Here is a 23,568-nt window from a genome sequence, read left to right as displayed (position 1 = left end):
GGCGCTGGAAGCATCATGACGAATGCCGAGCTCTCCAACATCTATCGAGCCTATATCGCCTGCCTGAACGACCAGGATTGGGCAAACTTGGGGCAGTTCGTCCACGAGGACGTTCAGTATAACGGCGAACGGATCGGATTATCCGGATACCGCGAGATGCTGGAGGCCGATTTTCAGGCGATACCAGATCTCCACTTCGAAATCCAGTTGCTGGTTTGCGATCCGCCGCGCTTGGCGACCCGCTTGCGCTTTGACTGCACGCCTACCGGAATGCTGTTCGGCTACCATGTTGACGGGAAGCGGGTCTCGTTCACTGAAAATGTGTTCTATGAGCTTCGAGATGAACGGATCCTGAAGGTCTGGTCGGTCATTGACAAGGCCGCCATTGAATCTCAGTTGCCCGGTCCGAAGTCCTCGAACTTGTCGACGGCGGCGCGGTCATAGCCGAGGCTCGCCACCATGAGCTGGCGGGTATAGGGGTGTTCCGGCGCGTGGCTGCGCAGACGTTCGACGGAGAGTTCCTCCACCACGGCGCCGCGGTTCATCACCGCCAGGTCGTCGCACATGTGGCCGACCACCGAGAGATCGTGGCTGACCAGGATATAGGTGAGGCCGTGCAGCTTCTTCAGACGCTGCAGCAGGTTCAGCACCTCGGCCTGCACCGAGACGTCGAGCGCCGAGGTCGGCTCATCCAGCAATAGAATCTTCGGCTCCAGGATGAGCGCGCGGGCGACGGCGACGCGTTGGCGCTGGCCGCCGGAGAGCTGGTGCGGATAGCGGAAGCGGAAGTCGGGCCCCAGGCCCACTTCGCGCAGCACCCGGTCGATGCGCGTCTCCGGGTCGTCGAGGCGGTGGATCGACAGCGGCTCCATGAGGATGCGGTCGACGGTGTGGCGCGGGTGCAGCGAGCCGTAGGGGTCCTGGAACACCATCTGCACCGTCTTGTAGAAGGCCTTGTCGCGCTTGGGGCCCAGCGTCCGTCCGGCGACGGAGATGCGTCCGGTCCAGGTCGGATTGAGCCCGCTCATGGCGCGCAGCACGGTGGACTTGCCCGAACCGGATTCGCCGACCAGGCCGAAGGTCGTGCCTTCGGGCACCCGGAAGCTCACGTCGCGCACGGCATGCACGCGGTCCTCGCCCTCGCCGAAGACGACGTTCAGCTTCTCCACTTCGATCATGGCGCTCATGGGATCATCGCCATCAGAGTCCATGCTCCAGCCACGCGGGGTCGCGCTTCAACACCGGCAGGTCGCCGCCGGCGGCGTCGAGGCGCGGCAGGCAGTTCAAGAGGCCGCGGGTGTAGGGATGCTTGGCGGCACCGAGGTTCTTGGCGTCGCAGATCTCCATGATGCGTCCCGCGTACATGATGACCACCCGGTCGCAGAACGAGGCCACCAGGTTGAGGTCGTGACTGATGAAGATCAGGCCCATGCCGCGCTGGCTTACCAGGTCGTCGAGGATCGCCAGCACCTGCAGCTGCACCGTGACGTCCAGCGCCGAGGTCGGCTCGTCGGCGATCAGCAGGTCCGGATCGGGGATCAGCATCATCGCGATCATGATGCGCTGGCCCATGCCGCCGGAGACCTCGTGCGGATAGGCGCGGAACACGCGCTCCGGGTCGCGGATGCGCACCGCCCGCAGCATCTCCAGCGCCCGCTTGTTGGCCTCGGCGCGCGAGACCTTCTGGTGGGTGCGGTAGGCCTCGGCGATCTGCTCGCCGACGCGAATCACCGGGTTCAGCGAGAACTTGGGGTCCTGCATGACCATGGAAATGCGCTGGCCGCGGATCTGGCGCATCTGCGACTCGCTGGCGCTCTGCAGGTCGGTGCCGTCGAATTCCAGGCGTTTCGCCGTGACGATGCCGGGGCGCGAAACCAGGCGCAGGATCGCCCGCCCGGTCATCGACTTGCCCGAGCCGGACTCGCCGACGATGCCCAGCTTCTCGCGGCCCAGCGAGAAGGAGATGCCGCGCACCGCCTCCACCAGGCCTTTGCGGGTCGGGAAGCTGACCTTCAGGTCCTCGACGGCAAGAAGCGGCTTGTCGCGCTTTGCGGTTTCGCTCATTCCCTTCTCACTCATCCCCCTCTCACTCATCCCTGGCCCCCGCTCTTGGGGTCGAGCACGTCGCGCAGGCCGTCGCCCAGCAGGTTGAAGCCCAGGCTCACCACGAAGATGGCGATGCCGGGCACCGTGGCTACCCACCACTGGTCGAGCAGCACCCTGCGTCCGGCCGAGATCATCGCGCCCCACTCCGGCAGCGGCGGCTGTGCGCCAAGCCCCAGGAAGCCGAGGCCGGCGGCGATCAGGATGATGCCGGCCATGTCGAGGGTCACGCGCACGATGAGCGAGGAGGTGCACAGCGGCATGATGTGCGACCAGATGATGCGCATCCTGCCCGCCCCCTGCAGGCGCACCGCGGCGATGAAGTCGGAGTTGCGGATGGTGATGGTCTCCGCCCGGGCGATGCGCGCGTAGGGCGGCCAGGAGGTGATGGCGATGGCGATGATGGCGTTCTCGATGCCGGGCCCCAGCGCGGCGACCAGCGCCAGCGCCAGCACGAGTTTTGGGAAGGCCAGGAAGATGTCGGTGACGCGCATCAGCACGCTGTCGACCCAGCCGCCGAAGTAGCCGGCGGAGGTGCCGACCAGCAGGCCGATCGGCGCCGCGATGATGGCGACGAGAATCACGATGTAGAGTGTCAGGCGGCTGCCGTAGACGATGCGCGAGAAAATGTCGCGCCCCAGGTCGTCGGTGCCGAACCAGTGCTGGGCGGAGAAGAACTGCAGGCGGTCGGCCAGCACCTGAGCGTTGGGATTGTAAGGTGCGATCAGCGGCGCGAAGATCGCGACCAGGATCAGCGTCAGCACGATCCCAAGGCCGAGCATCGCCAGGTGATTGCCGCGGAACCCCAGCCAGGCGATGTAGAGCCGCCCGAGACGGGCCTGCCGCCGCGACGCGGGCGAGCCGCTGAGCAGCCAGGCGCGCCAGCCGCCGGCGAGAGGTTCGCTCTGGCTCGTCATCGCGCCCTCGGATCGAGGAGTTTATACAGCAGGTCCGACAACAGATTGACCCCGATGAAGACGGCGCCGACCACCATGGTGGCGCCCAGCACCGCGTTCATGTCCGCCTTCAGCAGCGACTGCGTGAGGTAGTAGCCGAGGCCGGGCCAGGCAAAGACGATCTCCGTCAGCACCGAGCCCTCCAGCAGGTTGGCGTAGCTGAGCGCGATCACCGTCACCAGCGGCACCCAGACGTTGCCGAGGGCGTGCACCCAGATGACGCGCCACTCCGGCACACCCTTCACCCGCGCGGTGGTGATGTATTCCTGGCTCAGCTGCTCCAGCATGAAGCTGCGCGTCATGCGGCTGATGTAGGCCAGGCTGAAGTAACCGAGGATGGATGCCGGCAGCACGACGTGGCTGGCGGCGTTCCAGAAGATCTCCCATTCCCCGGCCATGGCCGTGTCGATGAGCAGCACGCCGGTCACCGGTTCGACCAGGCCGTCATAAAAGACGTCGAGGCGTCCGGGGCCGGGCACCCAGTCGAGCTTGGCATAGAACAGCAGAAGGCCCATGAGGCCGAGCCAGAACACCGGGATGGAATAGCCGAGCAGGCCGACCACGCGAATCGCCTGGTCGGGCCAGCGCCCGGCATAGACGCCGGCCAGGACGCCCATGGGCACGCCCAGCAGCACGCCGAAGAGCGTGGCGACGGTGGCCAGCTCCAGGGTCGCCGGGAAGACCCGCTTGATGTCCTCCAGCACCGGGTTGGCCGTCAGCACCGAGTAGCCGAGGTCGCCCTGCACCACGTTGCCGACGTAGATGACGAACTGCTCGTAGAGCGGCCGGTTGAGGCCCAGCTCTTCACGCACCCGCTCGACGACGTGTTCGGGCGCGCGGTCGCCGACGATGGCCAGCACCGGATCGATCGGCACCACGCGGCCGATGATGAAGGTCACCAGCAGCAGGCCGAGAAAGGTCAGCAGCAGCGTCGTTGCGAGGTTGAGCAGCGTGCGCAGGGGACGCGGCAGGGACAGGCTTCTAAAGCCTGCCCCTGCCTTGGACAGTCTGTCCGTCTGGTTGGTCACGAAGGATCAAACCTTCCCTCGGTCGCGACTATTCCTTCGTCACTTCGTGGTAGAGGTTGTCGTCAAAGGCCGGGCCCATGATGAAGCCCTTGGTGTCCTTGCGGATCGCCGCCACCTCGGTCTGCTGGTACATGATGACGAAGGGCGAGACCGCCTGGTGAACCTTCTGGATCTCCTGGTACATCGCCGCGCGCTTGGCCGGGTCACTCTCCAGCACCGCCGCATCGGCTTCCTTGGTCATCTCCGGAATGTCCCAGGCGTTGCGCCAGGCCAGCGGCTTGGACTGGGCGTCGTCCGAGTTATCCGGATTGCGCGCGAAGGTATCGGCGTTGGTGTGCGGGTCCTGATAGTCAGGGCCCCAACGGCCGATGTAGATGTCGTGATTGCGCGCGCGGTACTTGGTCAGCGTCTGGCTGCCGTCGCCCGGAATGATCTCCAGCTCGACGCCGGCCTGGGCGAAGGTCGCCTGGATCGACTGCGCCATCTCCATGATCGGCGAGATGCTGCGGGTGTCCATGGTGACCTTGAAGCCGTTGGGATAGCCGGCTTCGGCCAGCAGCTGCTTGGCCTTGCCGATATCGAGATGGAAAGGCTGGGCCTCCAACGCGCCAAGCAGGCCGATCGGCAGGAAGGCCTGGTGCACGGTCATGAGATCGCGCACCACCGTTTCTTCCATGCCCTGGTAGTCGACCAGGTACTTGAGGGCCTGGCGCACCTTCGGCTTGGAGAGAGCCTCGTGCTTCTGGTTCAGGCCGAGGTAGTAGATGCCGCCCTTGCGCCCGCTCTGGATATAAAGGTCCGGGTTCTTGCGCACGGTCTCAAGCTGGTCGGGGCCGAGGTTGCGGGCGATGTCGATGTCGCCCTTCTCGAGCAGCAGCTGCTGGGTGGCCGTCTCCGCGATGTGGCGGATGATCACCCGCTTCATCGCCGGGACGCCGCCCCAGTAGGCGTCATTGCGCTCCAGGGTCAGCAGCTCGTTGGCCTTCCACTGGCCCAGCTTGAAGGCGCCGCTGCCGGCGTAGTTGGTCTTCAGCCAGTTGTAGCCGAGGTCGCCGTCCTGCTCGTGCTCCATGACCAGCTTCTTGTCGACCACCGAGGCGATGGTGGCGGTCAGGCAGTACAGCACCAGGGTCGGCGCGTAGGCCTTGTCGGTCTCCAGGACGAAGGTCATGTCGTCGGTCATGCGGATCTTCTCCGCGACGTTGTCGGCGGTGAAGCCGAACTGCGTCAGGATGAAGGCCGGCGACTTGTCCAGGATGACGGCCCGCTGCAGCGAGAAGACGGCATCCTCGGCGGTCATCGGATTGCCCGAGGCGAACGTGATGCCCGGGCGCATCTTGAAGGTATAGGTCTTGCCGTCGTTGGAGATCGTCCAGGATTCGACGGCCTCGCCGTAGATGTTCGAAACGTCCTCGGGATCGTAGCCGATGATGCGGTCGTAGGTGTTGCCGGCGTACTCGGCGGCGCTGAACTCGAAGATTTCCGCCGGGTCCAGCGAGATGATGTCGTCAAAGGTCCAGGCCATGACCAGCGCGTCGCGCGGTGTCGCGGCCTGCGTCGGGACTGCGGTAACGGCCATGAATGCCGCTACGACACAGGCGATTAGCTTCCTCACGTTAAGTCTCCCTGTCTGTCGCCCCATTTCGGAGCCGGTGATACTTTGCGAGATTTTCTGCGGCTCTCTCTTGCAATGCCCTGGCATTGTAACCAGTCCCATCGCTTGGTCCATAGCCGATCGCTTACGCGAATCTGCGATTTGTATCAATACAATAAGCAGGAAACCAGGGCGCAGATGTACACAGACAAGCGGCCTCAGGCGGCCAGCTTCACCAGCGAGTCCAGCATCGCGCGCACGCCCTTCCTGCGCGCGTCCTCGTTGTCCCAGGTCCGGCGGCGCGCCTGCCCGGCCGCAGGATCGGCGCTTGACTTAGAGTACGCTCTAACCCCTAGCATCCCGGGCATCGTGACGAAAGAAGGGCGGATATGAAAATCGGAGAACTGGCCACCCGGTCGGGACTCTCGGCCCACACCATCCGCTATTACGAGCGGATCGGCCTGCTGCCTTACGCAGACCGGGATGCATCGGGTCAGCGTGATTACGACGCATCGATTCTGGTCTGGATCGAATTCCTCGATCGCCTGAAAACCACCGGAATGCCGATCCGGGAGATGCTGCGCTATGCCGCCTTGCGCGAACAAGGCGTGGGCACGGAACCGGAGCGACGTGCCATGCTGGAGCGGCATCGCGAGCGCGTGCGTGCCCGTGTGGCCGAGCAGCAGGCCGCCCTTCTCGTCCTCGACGCCAAAATCGCCGGCTATGCCGGCACAGAAAAGAGGATGAAGGAATATGATGCAGCCCTACTCACAGGCCGGCGAAAGCCGTCTGGAACGCGGACGCCGCGCGCTCGCCGAAATTGACGGCGAGGCCGGAACCAGGGTCATCGACGCCTTGGCCGATATCGCCCCGGACTTCGCGACCTATATCCTCGAATTTCCGTTCGGTGATATCTATTCCCGGCCCGGGTTGGGCCTGCGGGAACGCGAAATCGCTTCTATCGCCGCCATGGCCGCCATGGGCACGGCCCCGGCACAACTGAAGGTCCACATCGCTGCCGGCCTGAACGTCGGACTCAGCCGCGAGGAAATCGTGGAGATACTCATGCAGATGGCCGTTTACGCCGGCTTTCCCGCCGCCCTCAACGGTCTTTTCGCCGCCAAGGAAGTCTTTGCCGACGCACCGCCCAGCGACTGAGCCCCGCCTCAGGCGGCCAGCTTCACCAGCGAGTCCAGCATCGCGCGCACGCCCTTCACGCGTGCGTCCTCGCTGTCCCAGGCGCGGCGGTAAACCAGGGTGTGGTCGGGCCGCAGCTTCACCTCGCCGGCCTGTTTCTGGATGAAGGCGATGAGTCCGGCCGGGTTGGCGAAGCTGTTCTTGTGGAAAGCCACCGTCGCCCCCTTGGGCCCGGCGTCGAGCCGCTCCACCCCCGCCTCGCGACACAGGCGCTTGATGGTCATGATCTGCAGCAGGTTGTCGACCTCCGCCGGCAGCGGCCCGAAGCGGTCGACCAGCTCGGCCGCAAAGCCGTCGATCTCCTGGTGGTCGACCAGGGTAGACAATCTGCGGTAGAGACCGAGGCGCAAATTCAAGTCCGCGACGTAGGTATCGGGGATCAGCACCGGCATGCCGATGTTGATCTGCGGTGTGAAGCTCTCGGCCGCCGCCGCGGCGGCCTCGCCGCCTGCCCGGGCGGTCGCCACCGCCTCCTCCAGCATCTGCTGGTAGAGCTCGATGCCGACTTCACGGATGTGGCCGGACTGTTCCTCGCCCAGCAGGTTTCCGGCGCCGCGGATGTCGAGGTCGTGGCTGGCGAGCTGGAAGCCGGCGCCCAGGCTGTCGAGCGTCTGCATAACGTGCAGGCGCTTCTCGGCGGCGGCGCTGAGGATGCGCCCCGGCGGCAGGGTGAAGTAGGCGTAGCCGCGCACCTTGGAGCGTCCGATGCGGCCGCGCAGCTGGTAGAGCTGGGCCAGGCCGAACATGTCGGCGCGGTGCAGGATCATGGTGTTGGCGGTCGGGATGTCGAGGCCGGATTCGACGATGTTGGTCGACAGCAGGATGTCGTACTTGCGGTCGTAGAAGTCGGTCATCACCGCTTCCAGCTGGGTCGCCGGCAGCTGGCCGTGCGCCACCGCCACCTTCACCTCCGGCACCAGCTTTGCGAGGCGCTCCTGCAGCTCGGCGAGATCGGCCACACGCGGGCAGACGTAGAAGGATTGGCCGCCGCGGTAATGCTCGCGCAGGATCGCCTCGCGCACGATCACCGGATCGTAGGGCAGCACGAAGGTGCGCACCGCCAGGCGGTCGACCGGCGGCGTGGCGATCAGGCTCATCTCCTTCACGCCCGACATGGCGAGCTGCAGAGTGCGCGGGATCGGCGTCGCCGTCAGGGTCAGCACGTGGACATCTTCGCGCAGCGCCTTCAGTCGCTCCTTCTGCTTCACGCCGAAGTGCTGCTCCTCGTCAACGATCAGCAGCCCGAGATCCTTGAAGACGATCGACTTGCTGAGCAGCGCGTGGGTGCCGACGACGATCTCCACGCGGCCCTTGGCGAGGTCCTCCTTGGCCTGGGCGGCGTCCTTGCCCGCGACCAGGCGCGACAGCTGGACGACGCGCACCGGCAGGCCGTTGAAGCGCTCCTTGAAGCTGCGGTAGTGCTGGCGCGCCAGCAGTGTGGTCGGCACCACCACCGCCACCTGCTTGCCGGACATCACCGCCAGGAAGGCGGCGCGCAGCGCGACCTCCGTCTTGCCGAAGCCGACGTCGCCGCAGACCAGACGGTCCATCGGCCGGCCCGCCGAAAGGTCGCCCAGCGTATCCTCGATGGCGCGCAGCTGGTCCTCGGTCTCCGGGAAGGGAAAGCGCGCGCAGAACTCGTCGTAGAGTCCTTCCGGGCGCTCCATCGGCTCGGCGCTCTTCAGCGCGCGGGCGGCGGCGACCTTGATGAGGGCGTCCGCCATGGCCTTGATGCGCTCCTTCACCCGCGCCTTGCGCGCCTGCCAGTTCACGCCGCCCAGCTTGTCGAGCTCGACGCCCTCGCTCTCCGAGCCGAAGCGCGACAGCACCTCGATGTTCTCGACCGGCACGTAGAGCTTGTCGCCGCCCTGGTAGATGACCTTGAGGAAATCGTGCGGCGCGCCGGTGGCGTCGAGAGTCTCCAGCCCCTCGTAGCGGCCGACGCCGTGGTCGACGTGAACCACCAGGTCCGTCTCCTGCAGGTCGGAGATCTCGGTGAGGAAGTTCTCGGCGCGGCGGCGGCGCTGTGCCGTGCGCGCGATGCGCTCGCCCAGGATGTCCTGCTCGGTGAGGAAGAGGACACCGTCGGTGTGAAAGCCCTTTTCGATGGCGAGCGCGGCAAGCCCGACCTTGTCCTTCGGCAGCGTGTCGAGCGCGGCCCAGCCATCGAGCCGCTCGCCGGCAAGCCCGGCGTGCTCCTGCAACAGGTGGGCGAGGCGATCGAGCGCGCCGGCGCTCGAGGCCGTCAGCACCACCCGGCCGCCGTCCTTCAGCTCCTGAACGACGTCGGCTCCGACGGCATCGTAGATCTGGCCATGGGTGCCGCCGCTCTGCAGGGCGGCGCGCTGCTCGGCATAGTCGAGACCCGGGCGCCCGCCGGCGTCCACCACCGCCGGCCCCTCCGGCGCCGCGAAGGGCGTGAACTGGCCGCCGGGGCGCGCCGCCAGGCCGCGCTCCCATTCCTCGGCATCGAGGTAGAGGTCGCTCGGCTCCAGCGCCTTGTAGATCCAGCCGCCGCTTTCGCCGCCGCCTTCCAGGGATTTTCGCGCCTCGTAGAAATCGAGAATGGTTTCCAGCCGCGTGTCGCGCGCCTCACGAGCCTGGTAATCCAGAGTGACGCCGGCCTCCGGCAGGTAGTCCAGCAGGGTCACCAGCCGCTTGTGGTAGAGCGGCAGCCAATGCTCCATGCCCGGATGCGCGCGCGCCGCGCTGACCGCCTCGTAGAGCGGATCGTCGCGCGTTGCGCCGAAGCGCTCGCGGTAGCGCGTGCGGAAGCGCTCGACGGCGTCGGGGTCAAGGATCACTTCGCTGACCGGCTTCAGCGCCAGGCTGTCGATGCTGCCGGTGGTGCGCTGGCTCAGGGGATCGAAGCGCCGCAGGCTCTCCAGATCGTCGCCGAAAAAGTCGAGCCGCACCGGCTGTTCCTGGCCCGGCGGGAAGACGTCGACGATGCCGCCGCGCACGGCAAACTCGCCGGGCTCGCCCACGGTCTCGACCCGGTAGTAGCCGTTCTCGGCGAAGAAAGCGTTGAGGCGGTCAGCCGGCACCGTGCCGCCCACCTCCAGCAGCATGATGCGGCCTTCCAGGGACTCCGGCGCCGGAACCCGCTGCAGCAGGGCGTTCACCGTGGTGACCACGACCTGCGCCTTCCCGCCCCCGGAAGCTCCGGAAAGCGGCTGCAGCAGGCGGGTCAGCACGTCCAGGCGGCGGGCGACGATGTCGCGGTGCGGGCTGACCCGGTCGTAGGGCAGGCAGTCCCAGGCCGGGAAGACCAGCACCTCGATCTCGGGCGCGAAGAAGGCGAGACAGTCCACCAGGCGCGCCGCCTGGGTATCGTCCAGGGCGACGTGCAGCCAGCGGCGGCTGCCCGACTCCGCCAGCAGCCTGGCAAGGGCGAGGGCATCAACGCCGGGCGGGGCGGAGGCAATGGTCTGGCGCAGGGCGGACTCCGCCCCTGGAAACGTCGAAGCGGTCACGGAATCCGTCATGAAGATTTCAGCGGTTTTTCAGATCAGAAAGTCAGAAAGCAGGGCGCTCAGCGGCCGGGCGGTTGGAATTCGAAGGCCAGCAGCAGGCGCGTCACGTCATCGTCGTAGTCCGCCGGCGGCTGGCCGCGGCCCAGGATCCAGTCGTAGACCACCGGCTCTGGAACGTCCAGCAGGGCCTCGAAGCGGTCGAGCTGTTCCCTGCCAAATCCTGACAGGTGGGCGTCGGCGAAACTGCCGATCAGCAGGTCCATTTCCTTGGTCCCGCGGTGCCAGGCGCGAAAGCGCAGGCGCTTGCGGCGGTTCTCGATGGTTTCGGTTTTGGTCATTGGTCCCTAGGATATAAGCCCAACGAACCCCTTTGTCAGGCTCTTCCCGGCCGGAATCTCCCTTGCGCCCCGAGATCCTCTTTCCGCTGTTCGCACCCGCCACCAGTCTCTCCGGCGTCGGGCCGCGCTTTGCCAAGCTCTTCGAGACGCTGACCGGCGGGCCGGCGGTGCTCGACCTCTGCTGGCACCTGCCCTCCGGGCTCATCGACCGGCGCTACGCCCCGCCCCTGGCCGAAGCGCTGCCCGGGCGAATCGCCACCCTGACGGTGACGGTGGACGAGCACCGGGCACCGCCCACCAAGCGTCAGCCCTACCGCATCGCCTGCCACGATGCCACCGGCACCATCGAGCTCGTCTTCTTTCACGCCCACCGCGACTACCTGATGAAGATGCTGCCGCCGGGCCAGATCCGCGTGGTCAGCGGCAAGGTCGAGGTCTTCAACGACCGCCTGCAGATGACCCACCCGGACCACATCGCCGGCCCGGAGGCGGCCGAGAGCGTACAGACCGTGGAGCCGGTCTACCCGCTGACCGCCGGCCTCACCTTGAAGACCGTCGCCAAGGCGGTGCACGCGGCGCTGCAGCGGGTGCCGAAGCTGCCGGAGTGGCTCGATCCGGCGCTGAAGAAGCGCGAGGCCTGGGAGGACTGGCACGCAGCGCTGGCGCGCAGCCACGCGCCCCACGAGGAATCCGACCTCGCGCCGCTGTCGCCGCACCGCCGCCGCCTGGCCTATGACGAGCTGCTGGCCAACCAGCTGGCCATCGCCCTGGTGCGCGACCGTCAGCTGAAGCAGCGCGGCCGCGTGCTGAAAGGCGACGGGCGGCTCTGCGACAAGGTGGTCGCCTCCCTGCCCTTCCAGCTGACCGGATCGCAGCGCATGGCGCTGGCGGAGATCGCCGGCGACATGGCCGCCGAGCACCGCATGCTGCGCCTGCTGCAGGGCGACGTCGGCAGCGGCAAGACGGTGGTCGCCCTGCTGGCCATGCTGACCGCGGTGGAGGCCGGCTGCCAGGCCGCGCTCATGGCGCCGACGGAGATCCTCGCGCGCCAGCATTTCAACACCATCGAGCCCCTGGCGCGCGTCGCCGGGGTCGGCATCGCCCTCCTCACCGGGCGCGACAAGGGCAAGGCGCGGCAGGCGATATTGGAGGGCCTCGCCGCCGGCACCACCGCGATCGTCGTCGGCACCCATGCCTTGTTCCAGGAAGACGTCGCTTTCAAAGACCTCGGCATGGCGGTGATCGACGAGCAGCACCGCTTCGGCGTTCACCAGCGCCTGACCCTCACCGGCAAGGGCAAGGCGGTCGACGTGCTGGTGATGACGGCGACGCCGATCCCGCGCACCCTGATGCTGACCGCCTACGGCGACATGGACGTGTCACGGCTCACCGAGCGCCCGCCGGGACGCCAGCCGATCGAGACCCGCACGCTGCCGCTCGACCGCCTGCCGGAAGTGGTCGACGGCATCGACCGTGCGCTGCAGCGCGGCGCGCAGGTCTACTGGATCTGTCCGCTGGTCGAGGAATCGGAGAACAGCGACCTCGCCGCCGCCGACGACCGCCACCGCACCCTGCAGCAGCGCTTCGGCGGGAAGGTAGGGTTGGTGCACGGGCGCATGAAGGGACCGGAAAAGGACGCCGTCATGGCCAGCTTCGCCGCCGGCGATCTCGCCGTGCTGGTCGCCACCACAGTGGTCGAGGTCGGCGTCGACGTACCCAATGCCACGGTCATGGTGATCGAGCATGCCGAGCGCTTCGGCCTGGCCCAGCTGCACCAGCTGCGCGGCCGCGTCGGGCGCGGCAGCGGCAAGTCGAGCTGCCTGCTTCTCTGGCAGGGTCCCTTGGGCGAAACCGCGCGCGCGCGCCTCCAGATCCTGCGCGAGACCGACGACGGTTTCCGCATCGCCGAGGAGGACCTGAAGCTGCGCGGCGCCGGCGAGCTGCTCGGCACCCGCCAGAGCGGGCTGCCGGAGTTCCGCCTCGCCGACCTCGCCGTGCACGACGACCTCCTGGCGACCGCGCGCGACGACGCCCGCCTCATCCTCGACCGCGACCCTGAGCTGGCCGGCGAGCGCGGCAAGGCCCTGCGCGTCCTGCTCTACCTCTTCGAGCGCGACGCGGCGGTGAAGTATCTGCGCTCGGGCTGACCTGCGCCGCTTCCGCATGGGGTTGCATTGCATGCGAAAGTATTTCGACCTGGAGTGCAATCTGTGAGAATTTCGCCCGGCGCGCGGTTAAGCCCTTGTTAGCCGTGACAGGCGACACTGGCACCGGAATAACACCGCTATGGACCGCACCTCACGATGCCGGGCTTCGTCACCACCGAGCGCCGCCTCATCCTTCGGGTCGAGGACTACTGGAATTACCTGCGGCAGGACCGCCTGTTTCCCCGCACGGCCGACATCGACCCCGTCGAGCTGGGCGACGACTGGTGCGACTGCTTCGTGATGAGCCCGGCCGAGCCGCCCGAGGAGGCCACCTTCCTCTTCATCGGCCCGCGCCTGCTGGAGAGTGCGAAGCTGCCGGAAGACTGGGCCAGGGCGGCCGAGCGCCGCGTGCGCGACTGTCCGCCCGGCTCCATGCTGGCGCGCAGCGTCCAGTACGTCGGCCAGGTGCTGCACACGCGCGTGCCGGTGATGGTCGAAGAGACCTTCCAGGAGGACGGCGAGGAGGTGAAGCTGCGCGGCACCCTCTTTCCGCTGTCCAGCGACGGCGAGACCATCGATGCCATCCTCGGCGCCGCCAACTGCGCGCGCCAGGAAGCGCTGAAGCTGGAACAGCCGGCGGCCTGAAGACGGTCTCCCTTTCTACACACTTCTGATGTCGTCCCGGCATCCGTTCCTACGACTTTCGCACATCTCTATCGGACACTCAGCTTGTCATCCCGGCCAAGCGAGCGGAGCGAGCGCGAGCCGGGATCCACGGCAGAGGCCGGGCGCCGGGCCTTGTCCGAGAGGTTAGATTGCAGGCGGTGGTGAAAGTCAGCGGCTGAGGCCGCTTCAAAGGTCGCCCTACTGCGGCGGCCGCTTCAGCGACTTCTCATGACGGATTGCAATGCGGAGCGAAAGAAAGCCGGGCCGAGGCGCGGAGCCTATTCTCGCCATGGACCCCGGCTCGCGCTCGCTGACGCTCGCTTGGCCGGGGTGACGGCCTAGGGAGCGAGAGAGAAGCGAAGCCCGCAAAGGCGGGGGAAATCCTCAACCGCTCTTGGCCAGTGGCGCCGGCGTGCTTTCCTCGGGCTCGGCTGCGTCGCCGACCTCGCGGTCGGGCGGCGTGACGATGCCGCCGGAGACCACCATCTTGATGCCCTCTTCCACCGTCATGCTGAGGATCTGGGTTTCCCGGCGCGGCAGGAACAGCAGGAATCCCGAAGTCGGGTTCGGGGTGGTCGGCAGGAAGACGTTCACCGTGTCGTCCGGCGTCAGCTCCTGAATCCCGCCCTCGGCGGGACCGGTGATGAAGCCCAGCGCCCAGCAGTTCTTGCGCGGATACTCGAACAGGATGACCTCGCGGAAGGCGCGCGATTGCTCCTTCAGCACCGTCTCGAAAATCTGCTTCACCGCGCTGTAGAGGCTGCGGATCACCGGCATGCGGGCCAGCAGGCGCTCGCTGGCCGACACCAGGCTGCGGCCGACGAAGCCGGCGGTGAGGAAGCCGATCATGATGAGCCCCAACACCACGATCACCACGCCGAGGCCGGGAATCGAGAACGGCAGGTAGGTTTCCGGGTTCCACGGCGCGGGGATGTAGGGCGTCACCGTGCCGTCGACGAAGGCGACGAACTCCCACGCCAGCCAGACGGTGATGGCGATCGGCGCGGTCACCAGGATACCGGCGAAGAAGTAGTTGCGCAGCCGCGTGATGAAGCCGGGACTGCGCGGCTCCTGCGTCTGCTTGCGGCGGCGGCGCTTGCGCCCGTTGCCTTCGACGTTCTCTGCCCTATCGGACTGCGCCGCGACCTGTGCTTTCGCCGCCGCGTCCACCTCGGCACCTTCGAAGTTGGCCTGGTCCGGCACCACGATGCCGCCGGAGATCACCAGCTTGATGCCCTCCTCCACCGTCAGGTCCAGGTGGTGAACGTCCTCCTTCGGCACGAACAGCAGGAAACCGGTGGTCGGGTTCGGCGTCGCCGGCACGAAGACGTTATAGACCGTCGCCGCGGTAAGGCGCTGCACCTCGCCCACCGTCGTGCCGGTGATGAAGCCGACGGCCCAGCAGCCGGGCCGCGGGTACTCGATCAGCACCACCTCGCGGAACGCGGCGGAGGACTGCGACAGTACGGTCTCGAAGACCTGCTTGGTCCAGCTGTAGACCGACCGTATGACCGGCACCCGCGCGACGATGCGCTCGCCGATGCGCATGGTCACGCGCCCGAGGTAGCCGGCGGCGAGGAAGCCGATCAGGGTCAGGGCCACCAGCGCAACGATGAGGCCGAGCCCGGGCACGCCGAAGGGCAGGTAGCTCTCCGGGTTCCACTGCGGCGGAATGATCGGCGTGATGCGGTCGTCGATGAAGGTGATGACGCGCCAGGTCAGCCAGAAGGTGATGCTGATCGGGGCGGTGATCAGCACACCCGCCAGGAAATAGTTTCGCAACCGCGCGGTCGCGCCGTTCTTGTTAGACTCGGCCACCCGACGTGGCTCCTTCCTTGCTGGTCAGGGCCGGCATCTCCCGGCTTGGGAGACGGGCCGCCGGCCGCGCTTCAGTTCCGCTGCCGCGGATATCTCGAAATTCAACGGCTTGCTAACGAACGTCAACCGATTGTCTGAACCCTTCCCGCTCGTCCTATGATATGGGAACCGGCGGGCAGGTTGCTAGAGCCAGACATTCCCATCTGCGCTTCCAAGAAAGGCTTAAAGAAACGCCAGAAGCGCCGCCAGGGTTTCTTCCGGCGCCTCCTCGGCGAGGAAATGGCCGCAGGGCAAGGCCCGGCCTTCGACCGTCTCGGCCCGCTGCCGCCAGAGCCCCAGCACGTCGTAGCAGCGCTCGATGACGCCGAGTTGTCCCCACAGGACCAGCAGCGGCGGGACGAGCTTGCGGCCGCGGTCGGCACGGTCGTGCTCCAGGTCGATCGTCGCCGCCGCCCGGTAGTCCTCGCAGGTCGCGTGGATGGTCGCCGGGTCGCGGAAGCAGCGCTTGTACTCCGCCAGCGCCTCCGGCCCGAAACAGCCGCCGACCTTCGACCACTTGCCGATCTTTTTTTCCAAGTAGTAGTCCGGATCGGCAGCGATCATGCGCTCCGGCAGGTCAAACGGCTGGATCAGGAAGAACCAGTGATAGTAGGCCTCGGCGAAGGCGCGGTCGGTCGCCTCATACATGTCGAGAGTCGGCGCGATGTCGAGCACCGCCGCCTTGTCGACGCGCGCGCCATGATCGAGCAGCAGCCGGTGGGTGACCCGCGCGCCGCGGTCGTGGCCGACAACGCAGAAGCGCTCGAAGCCCAGTGCCGTCATGACCTCGGCCTGGTCCGCGGCCATCGCGCGCTTCGAATAGGCGGCGTGAGAAGAATCCCCGATCGGCGCGCCGCTCTCGGGCTTGCCGCTGTCGCCGTAGCCGCGCAGGTCCGCGCAGACCACGGTAAAGCGCTCGGCCAGGCGCGGCGCGATCCGGTGCCACATGACGTGAGTCTGCGGATAGCCGTGCAGCAGCAGCAGCGCCGGGCCGCTGCCGCCCAGGCGCAGATTGATCTCTGTGCCGCTGACGGCCACGCGCCGCTGCTCAAAGCCCTCGAACATCCTGGCCTCGCTCATCTTCTGGGGTCAGCGGCAAGGCTGGCGCCTCGCGCGCGCCGCGTCAACGCGGGCACGGAGAACCGGCACAATGCTGGAGAAGCAAATCCCGAATCAAAAACGCCGGGGAAAGCTTCCCCGGCGTTGGTGCGGCTGAGAGGACTCGAACCTCCACTCCCTTGCGAGAACTAGCACCTGAAGCTAGCGCGTCTACCAATTCCGCCACAGCCGCATCGCCGTGTACAGGTTAGGTGAGGACCCACCTGTCTGATTCCGAGCCCGGACGATTGGTGCGGCTGAGAGGACTTGAACCTCCACGGAGTTTCCTCCACAGCGCCCTCAACGCTGCGCGTCTACCAATTCCGCCACAGCCGCAGACTGTCCGCTGGCATGGCCACCGGCTCGGAGCGGGAGTTATAGCGTCCTCTTCCAAAAGGGCAATGGAAAATTCTGTCCCCAAGCGGCTCAAAATCGACCGCTGCGCAGGGCAGCGCAAGCGACGGCAAAAAGCACTGGACGGCGATCGTGCAGAGACGCCATCTTGCAGCCGGCCCGCCCTTGCTCCCGGCCCTGCCGCCTTGCGCTGCCCCGGCGTGGCGCTCCTGCCTCGGCGACCCTGCCGCCGGCGCCAAGCCGGAAATGTCCCTCGCGAAAGACCCGAGATGAAGACCGCCGCTCTGATCGCCTTCCTTGCCGTCATCCTCGTGGTCACCCTGCTGGCTGGAATCTACCTTTGGTGGAGTCTCGGAGACGTCGACATCAGCATCCACGGCCTCATCGCCATGACCCTCGGATGCCTGGTTTCCCTGGCGCTGGGCGGCGGGCTGATGTTCCTCGTCTTCTACTCAAATCGTCGAGGTCACGACGATGAGCACCACCGTGGCCCGCCTCACTGAACACGACGAAAAGCTTAATTCCCAAGCCTCTAAGGGGAGGTTTTTGCGGCCTTGACACAAAAAGGTCACCCCGGCCTGGAACGTCAGAATATAGTCTCAATTTCAGGGTGAGGCTGCAGGAAACGAGACCCTGCCTCCCTGTATGACTTCATGTCTACCAACCCCCGAAGACGGCCGGGGCCCTCGTTCTCCTGCAGCTCCCCGTCCTCTCCCCACTACCTGGAGCCGTCGTCCCTGCCGCGGGTGCGGCTGCGATCGTGGCCAGGGATAAGCCGGGGAAGTCCGGGGTGAGCTCGGGGGCGGATTCGGCGGTGACACGTCCCCCGGAAGCTCCGACCCAAGGCACCGGTGAAGTCCCTTGTCCTGTGAAACAGGGGCCGTCATCATGCCGCATGGATAACACGGTCCAGCTAGACCTCTGCGCATTCCGTGACCGCTTGGTCGCCCGTCGCCGCGAACTCCTGGATCTGGCAGCGAGCAGCGCCGACAGCCGCAAACCCGTCGAGCTCGACCAGACAAAAGTGGGCAGGCTCTCACGCATGGATGCCCTGCAGAACCAAGCGATGTCTCTGGAGGCGCAGCGGCGGCGCAAGCGCGAGCTGCTGCGCATCGAGGCCAGCCTGAAGCGCCTCGAGACCGGCGACTACGGCTACTGCGTGGCCTGCGGCGAGCAGATCCCGCTGCGGCGGCTGGAACTCGACCCGACCTTGCCGACCTGCATCGGCTGCGCTGGCGGCGGTGCCGCGGATTGATCCCTCACTGTCCGCTCCGATGATGCGCGGTTCCACCCGACTCGCCCGCGTCCCGGCCACCCGCCGCCTCTGCGCCTGGGCCGCAGCCTGGCTGTCGCTGGCCCTGCTTGCCGCCCCGGCCCCTGCGCAGGAGACGGCGCCCGTCGAGGAGCCGCCGCGCACCACCTGCTGGCGCGGGTGGGGCTACCTGCTGGACGGCGCGACCGGCGGCTACAAGAGCCAGGAGATGCTGCTCGTCACCATCGGCAGCCCGCTGTGGGAAGCAGGCCGGCCGGTCGAGCTGTTTCTGCTCGACCGCGCCAGCGGTCTCATCTCCGAGATGCCGTCCTTCACCGTCACACCGGAGAACCCCCGCCTCTACTACCGTGGCCGGCTGAACTACGTGGACACCACGGCCGCCATCACGGGCTCCCAAGATCGCATCGTCATCGGCCTCAGCCACATCGAGCCGGCCAAGGACGGCGTGCCGGAAAAAGAACGCTACAACCGCTGGGCCTGCGGCTTCCCCGAAGAATAGACGAGCCGAATACTACCGGCTGTCTGCTTTTATCTACATACTTTGGATTTATTTTAATATTTAGACGAATACTGAACAACATGGTTAACAAAATATAAAAAATATCTTGAAGTTTTCCTGACGTCGCTCATAATGTTCTTTACGGATATTTAACCACCTGGGCGCCGCCGAACGGTGCCCGAGACGGGACGCGGAGCGATGTTGGCAGTCTTGCAATGGATCTACGGCCCCGATGCCGCCTCGGATCCCTACTACCATCTGCTGCACGACTTCGTCGTGCTGATGCCCTGGTGGTACCCCTACATGTGGCTTGGCATCATCACCGCGGTCACCGGCTGGCGTGTCCTGCGGCGCTGGCGCCAGCGCCGCCAGAGCCGGGCGGGCCTGCGCCGGGTGCGCAGCCGGGTGCTGCGGCTGGCCGACGCACCGGCGGGCGGCAGCCGGCCCTGGCTGCCCGAGGCGGCGAACGACGATCTGCCCCTGGCCGTCGCGCGCCAAGCCGGCGCCGGCGACTAAGCACTCCGTCTCAAGGCTCCCTGGCGGCAGATCCTGCCGGGCCGATCCTGCCCGCCGGCACGCCACCCGCCGACAACGCCCCTGAAATCAGCCGTTTTGCCGCCGTCCGCGGTGGCCCGGGAATTGCAACTCTCCCTGCAGGCCCCGGCGGATCTTCGTGGGGGCGCCTGAGAAGCGAGAGGGAGAGCCCCATGACCCTGGCGGAATTGACCGGACTCGACGGCCGCGGCAACAGCACGCTGCAATGGTTCCACCGCTCCAGCGGCAAGCCGAAGGAACGCCTGCGCATGCTGGAGGACGCCCTGGCGGTGCCCGAGCCCACGCCCGAACCGGTTTCCGCCGGCGCCTTCGTCGAGCAGATCGAGGAGACCATCCAGGAGCAGTCCAAGCGCGAGATCATGTCCGTGCTGGTGCACCTGAAGCAGAACGAGATCCGCGCCCTCGTGCGCCGTGCCGCGCACGCCAAGGGCCGCTATCTGGCCGCACTGATGGAACTGCCGCGCAGCCAGTGCAGCCGCAAGACCGCGATCGAGGAACTGACGCTTGCGCGGCAGGAATATGAAGAGCTTGAAAAGGGCCTGGAAGTGCTGCGCCAGCTGATCCTCGACAACGACGTCCAGATCACCGGCGTGCGCTGAAGCCGGCGGGCGCCCACACGGCGCCGCTGGCCGTCTCGGAAAGCGTCAGTTGACGTAGAGGACGTCGCTGTCCGGCTTCGGCAGCGTCAGAATGACGGACTCGGAATTGCCGCTCAGGCGGTTGAGCAGTTCTTCGGTCGCCCTGGGGCAGGCATTGACCACGTCCAACGCCAGATCGCCGTTGGAGTTCACCCGCGCGAAGATTCCGGCACGGAAGGCATCGGAGATCCAACGCGCTGCATCGAAGAAGTTTCGGTCAGACATTGCTCAACCTCGTTCATGCTCTCGCATGCCCCAAGCCTGCACCTTTTGTTTTAACGTTCGGTTACCATCGGACGTTCCCGGTTAACCCGGAATCCCGAAGCGGAACCTGGGTTCGGCGCCGCCATCCCCTGCGCCCTTAACCGCTGGCGCGCCCGGGCGCTTTACCACGCGCAGCCCGCAGCCGCCGCCGACCTCACGGGCGTACCACATCTTCGTGAGGGGTGGTCCCCTTCGCCGCCGGAAATGGCTATATCTGCCGTGCCGCCCGCGCTTGAGCGAAAGGAAGCTGATGCGGATCGATGACCTGGTTCCCTGGACCGACAGAGCGGGACGCTTGTCGCTTTTGCACGCTGCGGCCTTCGCGGCGGTCATAGCGCCTGCGCTGTGGATCGCCTCCGCCTTCGTGACGGGCGGCCTCGGTGCCGAACCGTTGAAGGCCGCAACCCACCTGACCGGCACCTGGACGCTCTACTTCCTGCTCGCCTCGCTGGCGGTGACGCCGCTGAAGGGCCTGCTCGCCTGGTCCCGGCTGGTTGCCATCCGCCGCATGCTGGGCGTCGCCGCCTTCGCCTATATCGCCGGCCACCTGACGCTCTACATCGGCGACCAGAGCTGGAACCTCGCGAAGGTCGCCAGCGAGATCGCCAGCCGCATCTACCTGACCATCGGCTTTGCCGCCCTGCTCGGTCTGGCGGTCTTGGCGACGACCTCCTTCGACGCGGCGATGCGACGCCTCAGGCGCAACTGGAAGCGGCTGCACCGCGCGGTCTACGTCCTGACCGCGCTGGGCCTGCTGCACTTCTTCATGCAATCGAAGTCCGACGTCTCCCAAGCGGTGCTGCTGAGCGGCGTCTTCGTCGGCCTGATGCTGCACCGCCTGGCAGTCACGCCGCGCACGCCGGCGGGCATGCTCGCGGTGGCGGTACTGTCGGGCATCGCGGCAGCGGCGCTGGAATTTGCCTGGTACGCGGCCGCCAGCGGCATTCCTGCCGGGCGCGTGCTGCTGGCCAACCTCGATTTCAGCTACCAGGTCAGGCCGATGTGGTGGGTCATGGCGATCCTCGCGCTGCCGCTGCCGGCGATGCTGCTGCGGCCGCTGCGTGGTCATGCGGGATTGCGCAAGGCTCTGCGGCTGCCGTCCTGAGACGCGGACGGCGGCAGCGCCGGGCAGCCGCAGCGATGCGACAATCCGCCTCCTAGTTTCTCCTTGCGGCGGCAGAGTGCCCTGCCGATTCTCTGCTGTCGGCGCCTTTAGCGCAGCGGCGAAAATTCATGGGCAGCGGCGGGACTGCCGGGATCGAGGGAGAAGACGGCTTGCTGAGCCCGAACGACAAGGCTGCTCTGCGCTTCGTCCTGCGTCACCTGGCCATGGGGCTGGGCGCCGGAGCACTGTTCGGCATCGCCATCCTGGCCGCCGACCTCGCCGGCCTGCGCAGTCTGGCGATGGGCAGCGACTCTCCCTGGCTGGTCATCTTCCTGCTGTTCTTCGGCCTCTTCATCACCTTCGGCTCGGTCTCGCTGGCCGCCAATCTGATGCTGCTGGCACGCGACGACCAGGACACCCGCGAAGACGACTGAGGAACGTCCCGATTGAAGGTGACGCCACTGACGGCGGTGCGCCGGCCACAGGGAGCTTGCAATTTGCCGCCGCGGCGCCTACCTACATACCAACGATCTTTGGCCGACGGACTGGGCCGCTTCGCTGCGTCATCGACGGGCGTGCACGTTTCAGACTAACTCCCCAAAATCGACCATCCGGGCAATCGGCCGCGACTTGCGCGCCGAACCCCACGTGCAACCCGTATACATGAGGCAATTCCCATGACTTCAGGCACCGTAAAGTTCTACAACGACCAGCGCGGCTACGGCTTCATCCAGCCGGACGATGGCCAGAAGGACGTCTTCGTCCACGCCACCGCCCTTGAGCGCGCCGGCATTCTCGGCCTGCGCGAAGGCCAGAAGGTGAAGTTCGAGACCGAGACCGACGCGCGCAGCGGCAAGCTGGCCGTCGGCGCCATCGAGGTCGAGTAACGCACAGCGGCCCAAAAGGGCCGCCTTGCAAGCTGAGAGCCGCCGCCCGCAAAAGGGCGGCGGCTCCCTGCTGACGTCTCCGGGGCTGTACCCCGGGCTGTGACGCCGGACGATTCTCGAGATTTTTATCTTTGGATGCGAAGCTGGCGACAGGCTGATTGAAAAGACCGACTGACTGAAATAACCGACTAGCTGAACCGCAGACGTGAACGAGAGACAGCACGCCGGCGCCTACGCCGCCCCCGCACCGCAGCCATGGATCCGTCTGCTGGCCGCCTACCGCGATCCCAGTTCAGTCCGCAGCCTTTTCGAGGTCGCGGTGACCCTGCTGCCGTTCGCCGGGTTGTGGGCACTCGCCTGGGCGGCGGTCTATCTGGGCTATTGGGAAGTCTCTCTGCTGCCTTCCCTGCTCGCCGCCGGCCTGCTCCTGCGTCTCTTCATGATCCAGCACGACTGCGGCCACGGCGCCTTCTTTCGCCAGCGTCGACTGAATGACTGGCTCGGGCGCGCGATCGGCGTTCTCACACTGACGCCCTACGACGCCTGGCGGCGCGCCCACGCGGTGCACCACGCCAGCTCGGGCAACCTGACCCGGCGCGGCACCGGCGACATCGATACCCTGACCATCGGCGAGTACCGGAGCCTCGGCTTCTGGGGCCGCCTGCGCTATCGCGCCTACCGTCACCCCCTGGTGATGTTCGGCCTCGGCCCGGCCTATCTCTTTCTGCTGCGCCACCGCCTGCCGCCCGGCCCGGGCCGCGGCCGGCGGGACTGGATCAGCGCCATGGCGACCAACCTCGCCGTGGCCGGCCTCGCCGGCGGCCTGATCTGGGCGGTCGGCGTCGGGCCATTCCTGCTGGTCCAGCTGCCGATCACCCTGGCGGCCGGCGCCGCCGGCATCTGGCTGTTCTTCGTGCAGCACCAGTTCGAGGAAACCTACTGGGCCGCCGGCGCCGCGTGGTGTCCGCAGGAGGCCGCGCTGCGCGGCAGCTCGCACTACCACTTGCCGGGCATCCTGCGCTGGCTGACGGCCAACATCGGCATCCACCACGTCCATCACCTGGCCAGCCGCATTCCCTTCTATCGCTTGCCGCGCGTGCTGCGCGACTACCCCGAACTCGCCGCGGCGAGCCGCCTCACCCTGTGGCAGAGTCTCGGCTGCGTACGCCTGGCCTTGTGGGACGAGACGCAGAAGCGCCTGGTGACCTTCCGCGAGGCACGCGGCCAATAACAGGCCGGCGTGCGGGCTGATTCCGCCGCGGCTCTTGGCGTCCTGTCGATTGAAATACATGGGTAAATGGCGAGCCCAGGGGGATTCAGACTACGTCCGCCGTTGGGGGCCAGCCAGCGCCCGCCCCTCTTCCGTCTGGCGGTACTGCCCGCCACCGTCAGGCGTGTATGCAAGGCGTCTTCCAGGAAGATCGCTTAGTTGGCAGGGGTAACGAACACCTCTCAGCCCTTCCCTCATAGCGGTTGATGAACCGCCCCTCCTTGGGCCGCGCGATGCTGTCCCTCCTTGGACCGCGGAGCCGC

General features: G+C 66.8%; 24 protein-coding genes and 2 tRNA genes. 14 read left to right on the top strand and 12 right to left on the bottom strand.

All coding sequences use genetic code 11. The features are described 5' to 3' along the window. Positions 1–15 precede the first annotated feature (15 nt). Entirely contained in the window at positions 16–444 is a 429-nt protein-coding gene (locus WDC82_RS18790) for an ester cyclase (RefSeq protein ID WP_340118919.1), read from the top strand. Here the strand turns inward: WDC82_RS18790 and WDC82_RS18785 are convergent. The 5 genes from WDC82_RS18785 to WDC82_RS18765 form a co-directional block, all read right to left on the bottom strand. Further along, positions 393–1,178, bottom strand: a complete 786-nt coding sequence (locus tag WDC82_RS18785; protein WP_340119098.1) for an ABC transporter ATP-binding protein — start codon at positions 1,176–1,178, stop codon at positions 393–395. The genes WDC82_RS18790 and WDC82_RS18785 overlap by 52 nt on opposite strands. A gap of 22 nt (positions 1,179–1,200) precedes the next feature. Beyond that, positions 1,201–2,064, bottom strand: coding sequence for an ABC transporter ATP-binding protein (locus tag WDC82_RS18780; protein WP_340118918.1), 864 nt, complete (start codon positions 2,062–2,064; stop codon positions 1,201–1,203). Positions 2,065–2,090: 26 nt separating this feature from the next. Beyond that, entirely contained in the window at positions 2,091–3,020 is a 930-nt protein-coding gene (gene nikC / locus WDC82_RS18775; RefSeq protein ID WP_340118917.1) for a nickel transporter permease, read from the bottom strand. Next, complete coding sequence (locus tag WDC82_RS18770; RefSeq protein WP_340119097.1) at positions 3,017–4,030, bottom strand: ABC transporter permease; 1,014 nt, start codon at positions 4,028–4,030, stop codon at positions 3,017–3,019. Before WDC82_RS18770 ends, nikC begins: the two co-directional genes overlap by 4 nt. An 85-nt stretch (positions 4,031–4,115) precedes the next feature. Next, on the bottom strand, positions 4,116–5,666 hold the full coding sequence (locus tag WDC82_RS18765) for an ABC transporter substrate-binding protein (protein WP_370661568.1): 1,551 nt from the start codon (positions 5,664–5,666) through the stop codon (positions 4,116–4,118). Positions 5,667–6,070: 404 nt separating this feature from the next. Here WDC82_RS18765 and WDC82_RS18760 point away from each other — a divergent pair, with 404 nt between their 5' ends. Together WDC82_RS18760 and WDC82_RS18755 are read left to right on the top strand one after the other, a co-directional pair. Next, on the top strand, positions 6,071–6,505 hold the full coding sequence (locus tag WDC82_RS18760) for a MerR family transcriptional regulator (RefSeq protein WP_340118915.1): 435 nt from the start codon (positions 6,071–6,073) through the stop codon (positions 6,503–6,505). Between the two features lie 31 nt (positions 6,506–6,536). Beyond that, the gene (locus WDC82_RS18755) at positions 6,537–6,839 is read left to right on the top strand and encodes a carboxymuconolactone decarboxylase family protein (protein WP_340118914.1); all 303 of its coding nucleotides are present in this window, start codon (positions 6,537–6,539) and stop codon (positions 6,837–6,839) included. An 8-nt stretch (positions 6,840–6,847) separates the two neighbouring features. On the opposite strand, the gene mfd is transcribed toward WDC82_RS18755, so the two are convergent. Beyond that, entirely contained in the window at positions 6,848–10,366 is a 3,519-nt protein-coding gene (mfd, locus tag WDC82_RS18750; protein WP_340118913.1) for a transcription-repair coupling factor, read from the bottom strand. A gap of 47 nt (positions 10,367–10,413) precedes the next feature. After that, positions 10,414–10,692, bottom strand: a complete 279-nt coding sequence (locus WDC82_RS18745; protein WP_340118912.1) for a succinate dehydrogenase assembly factor 2 — start codon at positions 10,690–10,692, stop codon at positions 10,414–10,416. A 62-nt stretch (positions 10,693–10,754) separates the two neighbouring features. Here WDC82_RS18745 and recG point away from each other — a divergent pair, with 62 nt between their 5' ends. Both recG and WDC82_RS18735 read left to right on the top strand, forming a co-directional pair. After that, the gene (gene recG / locus WDC82_RS18740) at positions 10,755–12,839 is read left to right on the top strand and encodes an ATP-dependent DNA helicase RecG (RefSeq protein WP_340118911.1); all 2,085 of its coding nucleotides are present in this window, start codon (positions 10,755–10,757) and stop codon (positions 12,837–12,839) included. A gap of 156 nt (positions 12,840–12,995) precedes the next feature. Next, positions 12,996–13,484, top strand: a complete 489-nt coding sequence (locus WDC82_RS18735; RefSeq protein ID WP_340118910.1) for a PAS domain-containing protein — start codon at positions 12,996–12,998, stop codon at positions 13,482–13,484. Positions 13,485–13,889: 405 nt separating this feature from the next. Here WDC82_RS18735 and WDC82_RS18730 read toward each other — a convergent pair whose 3' ends face one another. The 4 genes from WDC82_RS18730 to WDC82_RS18715 all read right to left on the bottom strand — a co-directional run bounded on the left by WDC82_RS18730 (position 13,890) and on the right by WDC82_RS18715 (position 16,796). After that, positions 13,890–15,323, bottom strand: a complete 1,434-nt coding sequence (locus WDC82_RS18730) for a DUF502 domain-containing protein (RefSeq protein ID WP_340118909.1) — start codon at positions 15,321–15,323, stop codon at positions 13,890–13,892. 222 nt (positions 15,324–15,545) lie between these two features. Then, complete coding sequence (locus WDC82_RS18725; protein ID WP_340118908.1) at positions 15,546–16,442, bottom strand: alpha/beta hydrolase; 897 nt, start codon at positions 16,440–16,442, stop codon at positions 15,546–15,548. Between the two features lie 124 nt (positions 16,443–16,566). Beyond that, positions 16,567–16,653, bottom strand: a tRNA-Leu gene (locus tag WDC82_RS18720). A gap of 56 nt (positions 16,654–16,709) precedes the next feature. Next, a tRNA-Leu gene (locus WDC82_RS18715) sits at positions 16,710–16,796 on the bottom strand. Positions 16,797–17,083: 287 nt separating this feature from the next. Between WDC82_RS18715 and WDC82_RS18710 the strand changes: the two genes are divergently transcribed. The 5 genes from WDC82_RS18710 (at position 17,084) to WDC82_RS18690 (ending at position 19,740) form a co-directional block, all read left to right on the top strand. Further along, entirely contained in the window at positions 17,084–17,317 is a 234-nt protein-coding gene (locus WDC82_RS18710) for a hypothetical protein (protein ID WP_340118907.1), read from the top strand. Between the two features lie 392 nt (positions 17,318–17,709). Further along, positions 17,710–18,069, top strand: coding sequence for a TraR/DksA family transcriptional regulator (locus WDC82_RS18705; protein WP_340118906.1), 360 nt, complete (start codon positions 17,710–17,712; stop codon positions 18,067–18,069). A 19-nt stretch (positions 18,070–18,088) separates the two neighbouring features. Continuing rightward, positions 18,089–18,586, top strand: coding sequence for a hypothetical protein (locus WDC82_RS18700; RefSeq protein ID WP_340118905.1), 498 nt, complete (start codon positions 18,089–18,091; stop codon positions 18,584–18,586). Positions 18,587–18,784: 198 nt separating this feature from the next. Beyond that, positions 18,785–19,102: a hypothetical protein gene (locus WDC82_RS18695; RefSeq protein ID WP_340118904.1), complete on the top strand. Its 318-nt coding sequence runs from the start codon at positions 18,785–18,787 to the stop codon at positions 19,100–19,102. A 191-nt stretch (positions 19,103–19,293) separates the two neighbouring features. Beyond that, a complete protein-coding gene (locus WDC82_RS18690) occupies positions 19,294–19,740 on the top strand; it encodes a hypothetical protein (protein WP_340118903.1) in 447 nt (148 codons plus the stop codon). 45 nt (positions 19,741–19,785) lie between these two features. Here WDC82_RS18690 and WDC82_RS18685 read toward each other — a convergent pair whose 3' ends face one another. Continuing rightward, positions 19,786–20,004 (bottom strand): hypothetical protein, encoded by a 219-nt coding sequence (locus tag WDC82_RS18685; protein WP_340118902.1) that lies wholly within the window; start codon positions 20,002–20,004, stop codon positions 19,786–19,788. A 289-nt stretch (positions 20,005–20,293) separates the two neighbouring features. Here WDC82_RS18685 and WDC82_RS18680 point away from each other — a divergent pair, with 289 nt between their 5' ends. The 4 genes from WDC82_RS18680 (at position 20,294) to WDC82_RS18665 (ending at position 23,266) form a co-directional block, all read left to right on the top strand. Next, positions 20,294–21,148, top strand: coding sequence for a ferric reductase-like transmembrane domain-containing protein (locus tag WDC82_RS18680; RefSeq protein ID WP_340118901.1), 855 nt, complete (start codon positions 20,294–20,296; stop codon positions 21,146–21,148). Positions 21,149–21,318: 170 nt separating this feature from the next. Then, positions 21,319–21,582 carry a hypothetical protein gene (locus WDC82_RS18675; RefSeq protein WP_340118900.1) on the top strand — a complete coding sequence of 88 codons (264 nt, stop codon included), beginning with the start codon at positions 21,319–21,321 and terminating at the stop codon, positions 21,580–21,582. Between the two features lie 243 nt (positions 21,583–21,825). Beyond that, the gene (locus WDC82_RS18670; RefSeq protein WP_340118899.1) at positions 21,826–22,035 is read left to right on the top strand and encodes a cold-shock protein; all 210 of its coding nucleotides are present in this window, start codon (positions 21,826–21,828) and stop codon (positions 22,033–22,035) included. A gap of 205 nt (positions 22,036–22,240) precedes the next feature. Next, positions 22,241–23,266: a fatty acid desaturase gene (locus tag WDC82_RS18665; protein WP_340118898.1), complete on the top strand. Its 1,026-nt coding sequence runs from the start codon at positions 22,241–22,243 to the stop codon at positions 23,264–23,266. Positions 23,267–23,568 lie beyond the last annotated feature (302 nt).

It is taken from the genome of Pelagibius sp. 7325 (genome assembly GCF_037652055.1).
Taxonomy (GTDB): domain Bacteria; phylum Pseudomonadota; class Alphaproteobacteria; order Kiloniellales; family Kiloniellaceae; genus Pelagibius.
Note: the sequence above shows the minus strand (reverse complement) of the source record. Positions and strands in the feature narration are given on the sequence as shown.

Coding starts and splice junctions, on each gene's coding strand:
- WDC82_RS18790 (WP_340118919.1), top strand. CDS start 16: ATGACGAATGCCGAGCTCTCCAACATCTATCGAGCCTATATCGCCTGC.
- WDC82_RS18785 (WP_340119098.1), bottom strand. CDS start 1,178: ATGATCGAAGTGGAGAAGCTGAACGTCGTCTTCGGCGAGGGCGAGGAC.
- WDC82_RS18780 (WP_340118918.1), bottom strand. CDS start 2,064: ATGAGCGAAACCGCAAAGCGCGACAAGCCGCTTCTTGCCGTCGAGGAC.
- nikC (WP_340118917.1), bottom strand. CDS start 3,020: ATGACGAGCCAGAGCGAACCTCTCGCCGGCGGCTGGCGCGCCTGGCTG.
- WDC82_RS18765 (WP_370661568.1), bottom strand. CDS start 5,666: ATGGCCGTTACCGCAGTCCCGACGCAGGCCGCGACACCGCGCGACGCG.
- WDC82_RS18760 (WP_340118915.1), top strand. CDS start 6,071: ATGAAAATCGGAGAACTGGCCACCCGGTCGGGACTCTCGGCCCACACC.
- mfd (WP_340118913.1), bottom strand. CDS start 10,366: ATGACGGATTCCGTGACCGCTTCGACGTTTCCAGGGGCGGAGTCCGCC.
- WDC82_RS18745 (WP_340118912.1), bottom strand. CDS start 10,692: ATGACCAAAACCGAAACCATCGAGAACCGCCGCAAGCGCCTGCGCTTT.
- WDC82_RS18735 (WP_340118910.1), top strand. CDS start 12,996: ATGCCGGGCTTCGTCACCACCGAGCGCCGCCTCATCCTTCGGGTCGAG.
- WDC82_RS18725 (WP_340118908.1), bottom strand. CDS start 16,442: ATGAGCGAGGCCAGGATGTTCGAGGGCTTTGAGCAGCGGCGCGTGGCC.
- WDC82_RS18710 (WP_340118907.1), top strand. CDS start 17,084: ATGAAGACCGCCGCTCTGATCGCCTTCCTTGCCGTCATCCTCGTGGTC.
- WDC82_RS18705 (WP_340118906.1), top strand. CDS start 17,710: ATGGATAACACGGTCCAGCTAGACCTCTGCGCATTCCGTGACCGCTTG.
- WDC82_RS18700 (WP_340118905.1), top strand. CDS start 18,089: ATGATGCGCGGTTCCACCCGACTCGCCCGCGTCCCGGCCACCCGCCGC.
- WDC82_RS18695 (WP_340118904.1), top strand. CDS start 18,785: ATGTTGGCAGTCTTGCAATGGATCTACGGCCCCGATGCCGCCTCGGAT.
- WDC82_RS18690 (WP_340118903.1), top strand. CDS start 19,294: ATGACCCTGGCGGAATTGACCGGACTCGACGGCCGCGGCAACAGCACG.
- WDC82_RS18685 (WP_340118902.1), bottom strand. CDS start 20,004: ATGTCTGACCGAAACTTCTTCGATGCAGCGCGTTGGATCTCCGATGCC.
- WDC82_RS18680 (WP_340118901.1), top strand. CDS start 20,294: ATGCGGATCGATGACCTGGTTCCCTGGACCGACAGAGCGGGACGCTTG.
- WDC82_RS18670 (WP_340118899.1), top strand. CDS start 21,826: ATGACTTCAGGCACCGTAAAGTTCTACAACGACCAGCGCGGCTACGGC.